Raw genomic sequence first — 13,331 nt, 5'->3', positions numbered from 1 at the left:
CCTATTATTAGTTCTATGGGTGCTGCAAATAAACTTAATCCTACATTACTCCAAGTTGGTGATATATATGATACTCAGATGTGTCCGTTAGCTAAAATAATGAGAAAAGAATTAAGAAAAAGAAAAATAGAATCATTAAAGGTAGTTTGGTCTAAAGAAAGACCTATTATAAAAGATGGACTTGGTAGTGTTTCTTTTGTACCGCCAACTGCAGGATTAATAATAGCGTCAGAAGTGATAAAAAGTATATTAATGAAGGAGGGATTTCAGTGGAACGGGTAGGCTATGTAAGTAAAGTTATAGGAGATAAAGCAGAAGTAGAAGTTAAGAGGATGTCAGCCTGTGGTAGTGAAGGATGTAGTAGTTGTGGTGGAAGTTGTAGTGTCCCAAGTGTTTTTGTTACTATGCCTAATACTTTAAAAGCTAAAAAGGGAAATTTTGTTGAAATAAAAACAAAAAGTAGAAATATTGTAAAATATACCTTTTTAACTTATATGATTCCTTTTTTCATGTTAATTATAGGAATAATAATAGGAATGGAAGTTTTTAAGTATGCAGGATTTAATAGTTATGAGGGTTTTGGATTTTTAACAGGTATAGTTTTCTTAGCTTTATCATTTTTAATAATTAAGAAAATTGATAGAAAAGTGGCTGAAGAAAAGAATCTTCAATTTGAGATGATAAGAATACTTTAAAGGAGGGAATAAATTGAAAAGTATTGATGATGTAAACAAAGATGCAATTACAAAACGTTTAAGGCGAATAGAAGGACAAGTAAAGGGAATACAAAAAATGGTTGAAAATGATAAATATTGTGGTGATGTATTAATCCAAGTGGCTGCGGCTAGGTCAGCCTTAAATTCTGTAGGTGGCTTAATACTAGAAAATTATACAAAGGATTGCCTAAAAGATTATTTAGATGGTAGTGCAAACGAAGAAGCTTTAGATGCCCTGGTAAATACTATTTTAAAATATACAAAGCAGAATTAATTATGATTTTTAAACCTTTTAATAGAGCGACTTAATGATGAAGAAATAGTTAATCCTACGGCAATTGCAACGGCAATGAAGAAGGTTTCAGAACCTGTATTTGCTGTTTCGTTGAAATTTTTTTCTATTACTGCAAGCATAGTATAATAGGTTCCCGCTCCTGGAACTAAAGGGATGATTCCTGGTATTATAAACACTGTGGCAGGTTTTTTATAATGCCTTGCGAGTATTTCACCTAGTAACCCTACAGTCAAGGCAGCGAAAAGAGTACCTGCTACAGGTGTTTTAAATATTTCATTTACTAATGTATAGACTACCATACCTAATGCACCAACTATACCTGATTTTATTATTGAATCTTTAGGTATACTAAATAGTATTGCAAATCCAATCGCAGATAAAAATGCAAATAAAAATTGTTTAAATAATATCAAAACAACCAACTCCTAAAATATATTTTCAAAATTACCCCAGCACCTAATGCGATAGAAAGTGCTGTTAGTATTGCTTCCATTCCTCTAGACAGGCCAGATAGAAAATCCCCTGAAATAGTGTCCCTAATAGCATTTGTAATGGCAACACCAGGTACCAATGTCATAATGGAACCTATAATTATTTTATCAATATTAGTTCCTATTCCTATTTTGACTGCTAAAATGGCTAAGATACTGGCTATACTAGCACCAATTAAATTATTAATAAAAAAAGTTGAATCTAATTGACCTAGTTTATCAGCTACTAAAACAACTACAATACTGACTAAAAAACTAGATATAAAATCAAGGAATGTGCCACCAAAGAGCAATGAGAAAAAGGCTGCGGCCATACTACCAAAAATTATTTGTGTGTGAAATTTATAGTTTTCAGTCTTATTAATTTTTTTTAGTTCCTTCATCCCTTCATCAACAGACATATTACTTTCTACAAAACTCCTTGAAAAACTATTGACCATATCTATTTTATTTAAATCTATGGTTCTTGTTTTAATTCTTTTTAAATAGGATATTACTTCACCATTATATTCAATGGATACAAAAATACCTGTTGAAGTTACAAAGGATTCTGCATATTTTATATTATATCTGGATTTACATAATCTAATTATAGTGTCTTCTACTCTGTAGGTTTCAGCACCATTTTTTAACATAATTCTTCCGGCTAATATTGCCATTATAAGAAGTCTACGAACCTCTTCATTTTTCTTATTAGTATTATCCATTGTCTATTTCACCTCAAATTTAAATTTCTACCTTGTAAATATATAGTTTTGTTTATATAATGGTTGTGATACTGATATTAGTATTTAGTATACCATTAGTCAATTGAATTATATTATAATACAATATCAGTTATTTTTCTAATATAATTAGTTTGTTGTAAAAATTGAAGATATAAACGAAAGGAGAAGAAAATTATGGATTTTTCAAATTTAAAAGAACATGATCCTGAAATAATGGAAGTTATAGAAATGGAGACTGAAAGACAAAGACATAATATTGAACTGATTGCTTCTGAAAACTTTGTTACTCCACAAGTTATGGAAGCTATGGGTAGTCAATTAACAAATAAGTATGCAGAAGGTTATCCTGGTAGAAGATATTATGGTGGCTGTGAAAAGGTAGATATTGCAGAGGATTTAGCAAGAGATAGACTTAAAAAATTATTTGGTGCAGACCATGCAAACGTTCAACCTCATTCTGGTGCAAATGCAAATTTAGGAGTTTATTTTGCTATATTAGAGCCTGGCGACAAAGTTTTAGGAATGAATCTGTCAGAAGGTGGACATTTGACTCATGGAAGTCCTGTAAATATTTCTGGAACCTATTATAATTTTGTGTCCTATGGTGTGGACAAAGATACAGAGACAATAAATTATGATGAAGTTAGAGAAATTGCAAAAAAAGAACAACCTAAACTTATTGTAGCAGGTGCTAGTGCCTATCCAAGAGTTATTGATTTTAAGAAATTTAGAGAAATTGCTGATGAAGTAAATGCTTATTTAATGGTTGATATGGCTCATATTGCCGGATTAGTTGCAGTAGGTTTACATCCTAACCCAGTACCTTATGCTGATTTCGTTACAACTACTACACATAAAACTTTAAGGGGACCAAGAGGTGGAGCTATACTATGTAAAGAGGAATATGCTAAGAAAATAGATAAAGCAATATTCCCAGGTCTTCAAGGCGGGCCGCTTATGCATGTAATTGCAGCGAAGGCAGTAAGCTTTAAGGAAGCACTTACAGATGAATTTAAAGACTACCAAAAACAGGTAGTAAAAAATGCAGCTACTTTAGCTGACGCCTTGGTAGAGAAAGGCTTTAGATTAGTATCTGGAGGAACAGACAATCATCTTGTTTTAATCGATGTTGGAAATAAAAACTTAACTGGTAAAAAGGCAGAGGAATTATTAGATGAAATAGGAATAACAACAAATAAAAATACTATTCCTAATGATCCGGAAAGTCCATTCGTCACAAGTGGATTAAGAATCGGTACTCCAGCTGTAACTACTAGAGGAATGAAAGAAGAAGATATGAAAGAAATTGCAGAAATAATGAATTTAGCAATGGATGAAAATAATGATAGGGATGAATTAAGAAAACGAGTTCAAGACCTTTGTGAAAAGTATCCTCTATATGAATAGACTAAACCAGCCTACAGTTTAAACTGTAGGCTTTGTTTCTATACGGGTAAAATAAATTAATAAAGAATTAGAAATTTAGTTTTGAATATATTAATATAGTTGTACAGGATAAAATCTAATAAATAATATATAATAGATTAGGAAACTAGAAATTTTAACATTAGAAAAAATGAGGTGATGTTATGGATAGACCAGTTGTATGTATTGTTGGAAGACCTAATGTAGGTAAATCTACTCTATTTAATAGAATTGTAGGTAAAAGAATAGCCATTACAGAAGATAAGCCAGGAGTAACAAGGGATAGGATATATGGGGAAGCTGAATGGCTAAATAAGTATTTTACCCTTATAGATACGGGAGGTTTAGAACCTTTAAGTGAGGATATATTTTTAAGTGAAATTAAAAGACAAGTAGAAATTGCAGTAGAAACTGCCGATGTAATATTATTTGTAGTAGATGGGAAGGAGGGAATTATTTCTACAGATAAAGAAATAGGAAATTTATTGAGGAAATCAGGGAAAAAAATATTATTAGTTTGCAATAAAGTCGATACTCATAAAACTCCCAATGAAATTTTTGAGTTCTATGAATTAGGTTTAGGTGAGCCCATTATTATATCAGCGTCTCAAGGGTTAGGAATAGGAGATTTATTAGATGAAACTATTAAAAACTTCCCTGAAAATAAAGACACCGAATATAATGAGGATATTATTAAGGTGGCAGTTGTTGGGAAACCTAATGTAGGTAAATCTTCATTAATAAATTATATAATTGGAGAAGAAAGAGTAATAGTTACTAATATTCCAGGTACTACAAGAGATGCCATAGATACCTTTTTAACTTATGAAGATGAGGATTATTTATTTATAGATACGGCAGGATTAAGAAGGAAAAAGAAGATATATGAAAATGTAGAAAGGTATAGTGTTATTAGGACATTATCTGCTGTTGATAGATCTGATATATGTGTTCTTGTTATTGATGGAACAGAAGGTGTAACTGAACAAGATGCAAAGATTGCAGGCTATGCTTATGAACAAGGTAAGGCTTGTATTATTGCAGTTAATAAATGGGATGCTGTTGATAAAAAAGACTCTACTTATTTACAGTTTGAAAGAGATATACGAACTACCTTATCTTTTATTCCTTATGCACCAATAATATTTATTTCTGCAAAAACGGGTCAAAGAGTTCAGAAATTATTTAGTTCTATAAAAGAAGTGTTCCACAATTATACTTTTAGGGTAACTACTGGACTATTAAATGATATAATTAATGAAGCAGTACTTTTAAACCAACCTCCAACGGATAAAGGTAAGAGACTTAAAATATTCTATGGAACACAAATAGGGACGAAACCTCCAAGATTTCTAATTTTTATTAATAGTAAGAAATTGTTACATTTTTCTTATGAAAGATATTTAGAAAATCAGTTACGACAGTATTTTGGTTTTGAAGGGACACCAATTAAATTTGAATTTAGAGAAAAGGGGGATTAAATTGGGAGAAAACTTAATAGTGATAGTAATTTCTTATTTAATTGGCAATTTTTCTTCTGCTTATGTACTAGGAAAATTGTTTCAAAAAAAGGATGTTAGAGAATATGGTAGTGGTAATGCTGGCGCCACTAATGCATTACGAGTATTTGGTGTAAAAATTGGATTCATTGCTTTTATTCTAGATGTGTTAAAAGGAATTTTAGCTGCTACAATAGGGAATAGAATACTAGGTTATAATGGAGCATTATTAGCCAGTATTTTTGTGGTTATAGGTCACAATTGGCCAATACTACTTGGGTTTCAAGGTGGAAAAGGAATTGCTGCTTCTTTTGGAGTAATGTTATATCTTCATTGGCCTGCTACTTTAATATGTGCCATTATAGCTATTATTGCCATTACAAAAACTAGATATGTTTCCTTAGGTTCTATATTAGGAGCAATATTTATACCTATACTAAGCAATGTTATAAACCGACCCTTTAATCTAAATTTTTTTATTACAACAACAATTTTAGGTGTAATGGCTTTGTGGAGGCATAAAGAGAATATACAAAGGTTAAAATCTGGAACTGAATCGAAACTTGGTGATAAAATTAATTGAAATTGGGAGTTGATAAAATGGCTGAGAGAATTGGTATTATTGGTGGGGGAAGTTGGGCAACCTCTTTAGCTATATTATTATCGAAAAAAAATTATAAAATAGATTTATGGGTTAGAGATGATAAACAAAGTGATGAAATTAAAGTATCAAGAGAAAATATTAAGTATTTACCAGGAGTTGTTGTACCAGAAAGTGTAAATATAACAAATGATTTGTCTAAAGCTTTAAAAGATAAAAATATTATACTTATGGCTGTGCCTTCCCATGCTGTAAGGGAAACATTAGAAAAGGGCAAAAGCTATATTAAGCCAGAGCAAATAATAGTAAATGTAGCTAAAGGTATAGAAAATAATACGTTATTGAGACTTTCTCAAGTGGTAGCTGAAATTCTTCCCCAAAATAAGTATGCAATATTATCGGGACCTTCCCATGCTGAAGAAGTAGCAATAGATATTCCTACCACTGTTGTAGCTGCCTCTGATTGTAAGAAAACTGCTAAATATGTGCAAGATATTTTTATAGGTCCTAAATTTAGAGTTTATACAAATTCAGATGTGATAGGAGTTGAATTAGGAGGTTCTATTAAAAATATTATTGCTTTGGGAGCAGGTATCTCTGATGGCTTAGGTTATGGTGATAATACTAAGGCAGCACTCATGACTAGAGGTATTATTGAGATGGGTAGACTTGGAGAAAGGATGGGGGCAGAGAAATCTACTTTTGCAGGTTTAGCCGGTATTGGTGATTTAATAGTTACTTGTACTAGTATGCATAGTAGAAATAGAAGGGCAGGAATATTAATAGGAGAAGGATTGAGTTTAGACGAAGCTATAGAAAAAATAGGAATGGTTGTTGAAGGCATTAAAACAACAAAATCTGCTTATGAATTATCTTTAAAATATGATGTGGAAATGCCTATTACTAAAGAATTATATGGTGTTCTTTATGAGGGTAAAGATGTAAAAAATTCTGTAGTTAATTTAATGCTAAGAGATAAGAAACATGAAATGGCAGATATTATTATATAATTTTTCATAATGTCATAATATTTTCCCTTTCACATATATATATAATGTTAAGAAGTAAAACTATATTAGTTATAAATATATATGTGAAGGAGGGGAAAAGTGGACAAATTTGATATATACAAAGATATTGCTGAAAGAACTGACGGTGACATCTATGTAGGCGTTGTTGGACCTGTCAGAACAGGGAAGTCAACTTTTATCAAAAAATTTATGGAATTATTAGTATTACCTAATATTGAAAACAAACATAAAAAAGAAAGAGCAAAAGATGAGTTACCATTAAGTGGTGCAGGAAAAACTATAATGACTACAGAACCTAAATTTGTTCCTAATGAGGCAGCAGAGCTAGTGCTAAAGGATAATGTAAAAATGAAATTAAGAATGGTTGATTGTGTTGGCTATTTAGTAGAAGGTGCCTTGGGACATATTGAAGAGAATATCCCAAGAATGGTTACTACTCCTTGGTATGAAAAGGAGATACCCTTTGAAGAAGCAGCAGAAATTGGAACTAAAAAAGTAATAAATGACCATTCTACTATTGGAATTGTTGTTATAACAGACGGTTCCATAACAGATATTGATAGATCAAATTATATAAATGCAGAAGAAAGAGTAATAAATGAATTAAAAGAACTAGAAAAACCTTTTATTATTTTACTTAATTCAAAACATCCAAATTTGGATAGTACTATTGCATTAAAGGAAAGTCTACAAGAAAAATATGGAGTTACTGTAATAGCTGTAGATTGTCTAAATATGGGGATAGAAGATATTGAAAAAGTATTTGAAAAAGTATTATTTGAATTCCCTGTAAAGGAAATAAGTATTAATTTGCCTGGTTGGATCGATGGGTTACCAAGAGAACACTGGATAAAGGCAGAAATTTTAAAATCCTTAAAAGAATCTATAAAAACATTGCAGAAATTAAATGAAGTTCAACCATCGCTAAAAACTCTAAGTGAATTAGATATAGTTGAAGATATTTTTATAGAAGAAATAAACTTAGGAGAAGGCATTGTAGATGCAGAAATAGTATTAGAAGATGATCTATTTTATAAAATATTAGAAGAGTTGACAGGCTACACCATTGATGGAGATGAGCAATTACTAGGTTTAATTTCAAAACTATCACAAACTAAAAAAGAATACGATAAAGTAGAGCAGGCTTTAAATGAGGCAAAAGAAATAGGTTATGGGTTAGTAAGCCCAAGTATAGAAGAGATGGAGTTAAAAGAGCCGGAAATATATAAACAAGGCAATAAGTTTGGGGTGAAACTAAAAGCTAAAGCTCCTTCTTTACATTTTTTAAGGTGTGATATAACTACTGAGGTATCACCTCTTATTGGAACTGAGAAACAAAGTGAAGAATTAGTTAAATATTTCTTAGATGAATTTGAAGGAGATCCATCAAAAATTTGGCAGTCTAATTTATTTGGAAAATCATTATATGATTTAGTAAATGAACAATTACAAGGTAAATTAAATACAATGCCAGAAGATGCTCGACAGAAAATGAGGAGAGCATTAGAAAGAATAATAAACGACAGTAGTGGCGGTTTAATTTGTATAATAGTATAGAAAAAGAAGGTAGAATATTCTACCTTCTTTTTCTATGGTCGGGATGACTGGGTTCGAACCAGCGACCCCAAGTCCCCCAGACTTGTGCGCTACCAAACTGCGCCACATCCCGATATTAAATTGTATTCATTTTCCTTATTTATTTTACCAAACTTTTTGGAAAATGTCGAGGGGTAAATAGATTTTCTTAAATTATTGGATATAAATAGTTTAAGTAATGCTAATATTATGGTATACTTAACTATAAGTATTCCGAAGAATGTGGGGGTATGAATTTGATATTACACAATTTACAAGTTTTTTTAATAATATTGTTAATTGGAAGCACCTTTGGATATATTGTTACTGTTCTAAAAGAAAAAATGTATTTAAAAAATAATATTATTGTAATTAACAAAAAATCTGTAACAGAAAAACATATAAATGATGCAGATACGAAGGAATTTGTTCTAGACGGAAATAAGATTAAGGCTGGAGATGAAGTAAAGGTTTCATTAAAAAATAACAAGAAGTTAAAAGGAATTATTATAGGAGCTAGGAAGAGGGACCATTCTATATTAATGGTAACCTATGATGATAAAATAAGAAATCTAAATATAGATAATATAATAAAGTTTAAAATAATAAGTAAATATGGTAAGTTTTTTAAAACATTTTAAAAGTAGATTGATATATTAGAAGGATTTTTAAAAATAACGGCGAATTTTATATGATTAAAGCCTGAAAAGTTGTATCATAGTGAAATTGTTACAAATATTATTAACTTAATTATGAAAATAAAGGGTGATTTTAATGCTGAGGGGGGGGCGAAACAGCAAGAGACAGAAGAAAAGAAAGTATAGAATGATTTTCATTGTTTTTATAATATGTTATTTAGTATTTAGAAGTGTTCCTAATTTTATTGCTTCCACATTAAAAACTACCCTAGCTGAAAGAGGTACATTAGACGAAAAGGTTGAAGGTGAAGGAATTATAATAAAAAAAGAAAAGGTTTATAAAGCTGACGGTGAAGGAAAAATTTCCTTCGACAAAGGCCAGGGAGATAGGATAGGAGTAGGAACAAAAGTGGGACAACTATCTCTAATAGGTGATAAATCTACATTAACCTCAGAAATGGATGATATAAATAAAAAAATTGAATCCTTAGAAAGTTTAAGCGGAAATAAAAATTTAACAGAAGAAGATAAGGAAAAAAATCAGTTAAATATTGATTCCATTGTAAATCAATTGCAATCTAAAATCTTTGAAGGAGATTATAATAGAGCTAACTTATTGAAGGACGAGCTAGATCTATATTCTGAAAAACAGAGAATTTTAGAGGGAGATAATACTTTAGCATCCCAGAGTTTAGAAGAACTGAAAAAAAGAAAAGAACAATTACAAAAAGAAATATCTGATAACGCAATATATTATTATTCTGAAGAATCAGGTATAATTTCTTTTGAAATAGATGGATTAGAAGAAACTTTTTCCGCAGATAATATACTAAACTATAGTTCTAGAGATTTTAAAAATATTGATCAGAATATAAAAAAAACAGAATCTAATACTAATTTAAAAATAGGAGAACCAGTTTATAAAGTAATCGATAACCTTGAGTGGTATATAATGGTAAAGGTTAATGATGAAAATAAAATTGATGAATTAGAAAAAGGCAATAATATATATATAACCATTGATGATATGGAGGAAAAGATAGAAGGAGAAGTTATAAAAGTTGAAAAAAACAAAAATGATTCTGTTGTTATAGTGAAATGTAGTAATTATTTACACAATTATTATAATAAACGGTATGTCAAAGCCGACTTAATTAAAAAAAGCCATGAAGGTATTAAATTGCCAGCCAAGGCAATTACCAATAAAGATGGAATCGATGGTGTATATGTAAAGGATATGAGTGGAATAATTAGATTTAGACCTATAAAACTACTAGGAAAAAATGAGGAATATGCAGTAGTTGCTGAAGGAGATAAAAACCATATGATAAAATTAGAGGGAATGGATAAATATAAAATGACTATAACTCTCCATGATGAAATATTATCTAATACTACGAGAATAAAGGAAGGACAGATTGTAAATTGACAGTAAGGAGGATTGTATGAAGAATTTACAAGAGAATATTTTAGAGATCCAAGCAAATATCGAAGAATCTTTAGATAAAGTTGGAAGGACTAAAGATGAAGTAACATTAATAGCTGTAACAAAAACTGTGGATGTAGATCTTATACAAAAATCTTTAGATTTAGGATTGAATAATATTGGTGAAAATAGGGTACAAGAACTACAGCGTAAATATGAAGAAATTGGTGACAAAGCTACTTGGCATATGATTGGCCATCTTCAAACAAATAAAGTAAAATATATATTAGATAAAGTTAGTTTAATTCATTCTTTAAATAGGATTTCTCTTGCTAAAGAGTTAAATAAAAGAGCTAAAGATACCAATAAAATAATTGAAACTTTAATTCAAGTTAATGTAGCAGAGGAAGAAAGTAAATTTGGGTTTAAAACTGGAGAAGTAATACCTTTTATAGAATCAATATTATCTATGGAAAATATAAAAATAAAAGGTTTGATGACTATTGCCCCATATGCTGAGGATCCAGAGGAAGTAAGGTATGTATTTAGAGAATTAAGAAATTTAAAAGAAACTATAGAAAGTAGAAATTATAAGGAAGTAGATATGAAATATCTTTCTATGGGTATGACAAATGACTATAAGGTAGCTATAGAAGAAGGCTCCAACATGGTCAGAATAGGAACAGCTTTATTTGGGAAAAGAGAATATAAATAGGAGGGATTTTAATGGCTGAATTTATGAATAAGGTAAAATATTTTATAGGTATTGAGGATCTTGATGAATATGATGATGAAATTGAAGAAATTGAAGATAAAGAATTAGATATACCAATTGAAACTAAGACCTCAAGAAAGAAGAACAATGTGGTAAATATTCATACTAATGCTAATATGAAAATAGTAGTCCGTGAACCAATTAATTTCGAAGATGCACCTAAGATTGTTGATGACTTAAAATCTAGAAAGACTGTTGTAGTAAATTTAGGACAACTAGAAGGAGTTTTGAAAAAACAAATATTTGATTTTATTAATGGAGGAGTATATTCTATGGAAGGGAATATACACAAAGTAGCTAAGGATATATTTATTTTAGCACCTGATAATGTAGAGATAAATGGAAAAATAAAAAATGATTTGAAAAATGATAATATTTATAATTGGTAATTAAATATAAAAAGATAAGAGGTTTTTATTATGCAAGCTATTTATAGGGCATTAATTATTTTAATTAGAATAATTGAGATATTTATTTTTATAAGAGTATTATTTAATTTATTAGGTGTTAGCATGGGAAGTCCTATAGTAGGCTTTATTTATGAAATGACAGAGCCTATTATAGGTCCTTGTAGAAAACTATTATATAAACTAGGATTAGGCGGTGGAATGTTTGATTTTTCTCCTGCATTGGCCTTAGTATTACTAAATGTTTTGAAAACATTGTTACTTAAGAATATGTTATAGATTTTGGTGATATATTTGATAAAAAATAAGGAAAAATATTTAGAATTTATAACTGATGATAACCAGATTTTAACTATGAGAAATTTACTAGATAAGATTGAAAATGTGATGAGAAATCACATTGTTGAGACGACTAGCTTTTTTGATCCATATCAAAGAAGGTTGTCAACTTCTATACTAAATAGATTTACTGACATATCTTATACCGCAGAAGGTGGAACTTTAGATGCAGAAAGGAAAGTTTTAATTGTATATCCTGACTATATGTATATGAATAATATAGAAGACTATATTATGTTCTTATCTATTCAAGGAAGTATAGATAAATTGGCTCATAAAGATTTTTTAGGGGCTTTGCTGGGTTTAGGAATAAATAGAGATAAAATAGGGGATATTTTAATACATAAAGACCTAGTTCAGATTATTGTAAAAAAAGAAGTAGGAGAATACATTCTATATAATTTAAAGAGGATTGGGAAACAAAATGTGGAAGTAGGAGAAATAAGTAAAGAAGAGTTAAAACCTAGTGAAATAGAATTTAAAGAGAAGTATGTAACTTTATCTTCAAATAGAATTGATGTTTTAATTAGTAATGCTTATAATTTGTCACGAACTAATAGCTCAGCCTTAGTTGAAAGGGATAAAGTTAAAATAAATTGGGAACCAGTAAATAAAAGTTCTATGGAAGTTTTTGAAGGTGATGTAATCTCAGTAAGGGGCTATGGAAGAATGATATTAAAATCTTTTGAGGGTATAAGCAAGAAGGGAAGAATAAAAGCAGTAATTAGAATTTTAAAGTAAATGGAGTGAATTAATATGTTGACGCCTTTAGATATACAAAATAAAGAGTTTGGAAAAACTTTCAGAGGATATAAGGAATCAGAGGTAGATAGTTTTTTAGATGAAATTATAATTGATTATGAAAAGGTTTATAAAGAAAATCTTGAGTTAAAAGATAAAATTGTATTATTAAATGAAAGATTAAAACAGTATGATGATTTAGAGGAAACCCTTAAAGAAACATTAGTAGTAGCTCAAAATACTGCAGATGAAGTGACTAGTTCAGCAAGACAAAAATCTAAGCTAATAATAAGAGAAGCAGAGGAAGAAGCTAGAAAAATTGTTGATGAAGCATATGAAGAAGTGAAGGATATTGAGGAACAGTATAGAATTTTGAAAAAAGAAATTTTCATATTTAAAACAAGATTTAAATCTTTCATGGAATCACAATTATTATCTTTAAATGATTACTATGATAAAATTGAAGATTCAGATAGCGAAACTATGAAAGTTAAAGATTTGGAGAAAGAAACAATAAATATTGAGGACTCAGATATGGAAAAAGAAAAGATTAAAGAAGTGAAATTAGATAGTGAAGAAGAGAATTTAGGGGCTTAGCCCCTTTTTATTGTTTAAAAAGCTTAGTAATATAGTTAAATGGAGGA

The 13,331-nt window shown here is 29.7% G+C and carries 17 protein-coding genes and 1 tRNA gene; 15 read left to right on the top strand and 3 right to left on the bottom strand.

Going from position 1 to position 13,331, the window contains the following annotated elements; translation table 11 throughout:
- The 3 genes from VK071_01465 to VK071_01455 all read left to right on the top strand — a co-directional run.
- On the top strand, positions 1–282 hold a 282-nt coding region (locus VK071_01465), incomplete at its 5' end, for a tRNA threonylcarbamoyladenosine dehydratase (protein ID HLR33983.1).
- Positions 270–695 carry a SoxR reducing system RseC family protein gene (locus tag VK071_01460; protein HLR33982.1) on the top strand — a complete coding sequence of 142 codons (426 nt, stop codon included), beginning with the start codon at positions 270–272 and terminating at the stop codon, positions 693–695. The genes VK071_01465 and VK071_01460, both read left to right, overlap by 13 nt.
- A 13-nt stretch (positions 696–708) precedes the next feature.
- Positions 709–990, top strand: a complete 282-nt coding sequence (locus tag VK071_01455; protein ID HLR33981.1) for a metal-sensitive transcriptional regulator — start codon at positions 709–711, stop codon at positions 988–990.
- Here the strand turns inward: VK071_01455 and VK071_01450 are convergent.
- Together VK071_01450 and VK071_01445 are read right to left on the bottom strand one after the other, a co-directional pair.
- Positions 987–1,424 carry a threonine/serine exporter family protein gene (locus tag VK071_01450; protein ID HLR33980.1) on the bottom strand — a complete coding sequence of 146 codons (438 nt, stop codon included), beginning with the start codon at positions 1,422–1,424 and terminating at the stop codon, positions 987–989. The two genes, VK071_01455 and VK071_01450, sit on opposite strands and share 4 nt — an antisense overlap.
- Complete coding sequence (locus tag VK071_01445) at positions 1,421–2,209, bottom strand: threonine/serine exporter family protein (GenBank protein HLR33979.1); 789 nt, start codon at positions 2,207–2,209, stop codon at positions 1,421–1,423. Before VK071_01445 ends, VK071_01450 begins: the two co-directional genes overlap by 4 nt.
- 195 nt (positions 2,210–2,404) lie before the next feature.
- On the opposite strand from VK071_01445, the gene glyA reads away from it, so the two are divergent.
- The 5 genes from glyA to spoIVA all read left to right on the top strand — a co-directional run bounded on the left by glyA (position 2,405) and on the right by spoIVA (position 8,343).
- Entirely contained in the window at positions 2,405–3,637 is a 1,233-nt protein-coding gene (glyA, locus tag VK071_01440; protein ID HLR33978.1) for a serine hydroxymethyltransferase, read from the top strand.
- Between the two features lie 182 nt (positions 3,638–3,819).
- On the top strand, positions 3,820–5,136 hold the full coding sequence (gene der / locus VK071_01435; GenBank protein ID HLR33977.1) for a ribosome biogenesis GTPase Der: 1,317 nt from the start codon (positions 3,820–3,822) through the stop codon (positions 5,134–5,136).
- A gap of 1 nt (position 5,137) precedes the next feature.
- Positions 5,138–5,737 carry a glycerol-3-phosphate 1-O-acyltransferase PlsY gene (plsY, locus tag VK071_01430; protein ID HLR33976.1) on the top strand — a complete coding sequence of 200 codons (600 nt, stop codon included), beginning with the start codon at positions 5,138–5,140 and terminating at the stop codon, positions 5,735–5,737.
- Positions 5,738–5,754: 17 nt separating this feature from the next.
- Entirely contained in the window at positions 5,755–6,765 is a 1,011-nt protein-coding gene (locus VK071_01425) for an NAD(P)H-dependent glycerol-3-phosphate dehydrogenase (protein ID HLR33975.1), read from the top strand.
- Between the two features lie 99 nt (positions 6,766–6,864).
- Positions 6,865–8,343, top strand: coding sequence for a stage IV sporulation protein A (gene spoIVA, locus VK071_01420; GenBank protein HLR33974.1), 1,479 nt, complete (start codon positions 6,865–6,867; stop codon positions 8,341–8,343).
- A gap of 35 nt (positions 8,344–8,378) precedes the next feature.
- Here the strand turns inward: spoIVA and VK071_01415 are convergent.
- Positions 8,379–8,455: transfer RNA gene (locus tag VK071_01415), tRNA-Pro, on the bottom strand.
- 157 nt (positions 8,456–8,612) lie between these two features.
- Between VK071_01415 and VK071_01410 the strand changes: the two genes are divergently transcribed.
- The 7 genes from VK071_01410 (at position 8,613) to VK071_01380 (ending at position 13,284) form a co-directional block, all read left to right on the top strand.
- On the top strand, positions 8,613–9,002 hold the full coding sequence (locus VK071_01410; protein ID HLR33973.1) for a hypothetical protein: 390 nt from the start codon (positions 8,613–8,615) through the stop codon (positions 9,000–9,002).
- A 133-nt stretch (positions 9,003–9,135) separates the two neighbouring features.
- The gene (locus tag VK071_01405; GenBank protein ID HLR33972.1) at positions 9,136–10,428 is read left to right on the top strand and encodes an HlyD family efflux transporter periplasmic adaptor subunit; all 1,293 of its coding nucleotides are present in this window, start codon (positions 9,136–9,138) and stop codon (positions 10,426–10,428) included.
- A gap of 16 nt (positions 10,429–10,444) precedes the next feature.
- Positions 10,445–11,140, top strand: a complete 696-nt coding sequence (locus tag VK071_01400; GenBank protein HLR33971.1) for a YggS family pyridoxal phosphate-dependent enzyme — start codon at positions 10,445–10,447, stop codon at positions 11,138–11,140.
- Between the two features lie 11 nt (positions 11,141–11,151).
- Complete coding sequence (gene sepF / locus VK071_01395) at positions 11,152–11,589, top strand: cell division protein SepF (GenBank protein ID HLR33970.1); 438 nt, start codon at positions 11,152–11,154, stop codon at positions 11,587–11,589.
- Positions 11,590–11,619: 30 nt separating this feature from the next.
- Entirely contained in the window at positions 11,620–11,886 is a 267-nt protein-coding gene (locus VK071_01390; protein ID HLR33969.1) for a YggT family protein, read from the top strand.
- Between the two features lie 15 nt (positions 11,887–11,901).
- Positions 11,902–12,687, top strand: coding sequence for a YlmH/Sll1252 family protein (locus tag VK071_01385; protein ID HLR33968.1), 786 nt, complete (start codon positions 11,902–11,904; stop codon positions 12,685–12,687).
- Between the two features lie 15 nt (positions 12,688–12,702).
- Positions 12,703–13,284, top strand: coding sequence for a DivIVA domain-containing protein (locus VK071_01380; GenBank protein ID HLR33967.1), 582 nt, complete (start codon positions 12,703–12,705; stop codon positions 13,282–13,284).
- The last annotated feature ends 47 nt before the right edge of the window (positions 13,285–13,331 follow it).

This window comes from Tissierellales bacterium, from assembly GCA_035301805.1.
GTDB lineage: Bacteria > Bacillota > Clostridia > Tissierellales > DATGTQ01 > DATGTQ01.
This window is presented reverse-complemented; position numbering and strand designations above follow the sequence as displayed.

Bases quoted from the DNA above. Each gene is read 5' to 3' on its own strand.
- VK071_01445 (HLR33979.1), bottom strand. From the start codon at position 2,209: ATGGATAATACTAATAAGAAAAATGAAGAGGTTCGTAGACTTCTTATA.
- glyA (HLR33978.1), top strand. From the start codon at position 2,405: ATGGATTTTTCAAATTTAAAAGAACATGATCCTGAAATAATGGAAGTT.
- der (HLR33977.1), top strand. From the start codon at position 3,820: ATGGATAGACCAGTTGTATGTATTGTTGGAAGACCTAATGTAGGTAAA.
- VK071_01425 (HLR33975.1), top strand. From the start codon at position 5,755: ATGGCTGAGAGAATTGGTATTATTGGTGGGGGAAGTTGGGCAACCTCT.
- VK071_01410 (HLR33973.1), top strand. From the start codon at position 8,613: ATGAATTTGATATTACACAATTTACAAGTTTTTTTAATAATATTGTTA.
- VK071_01405 (HLR33972.1), top strand. From the start codon at position 9,136: ATGCTGAGGGGGGGGCGAAACAGCAAGAGACAGAAGAAAAGAAAGTAT.
- VK071_01400 (HLR33971.1), top strand. From the start codon at position 10,445: ATGAAGAATTTACAAGAGAATATTTTAGAGATCCAAGCAAATATCGAA.
- sepF (HLR33970.1), top strand. From the start codon at position 11,152: ATGGCTGAATTTATGAATAAGGTAAAATATTTTATAGGTATTGAGGAT.
- VK071_01390 (HLR33969.1), top strand. From the start codon at position 11,620: ATGCAAGCTATTTATAGGGCATTAATTATTTTAATTAGAATAATTGAG.
- VK071_01380 (HLR33967.1), top strand. From the start codon at position 12,703: ATGTTGACGCCTTTAGATATACAAAATAAAGAGTTTGGAAAAACTTTC.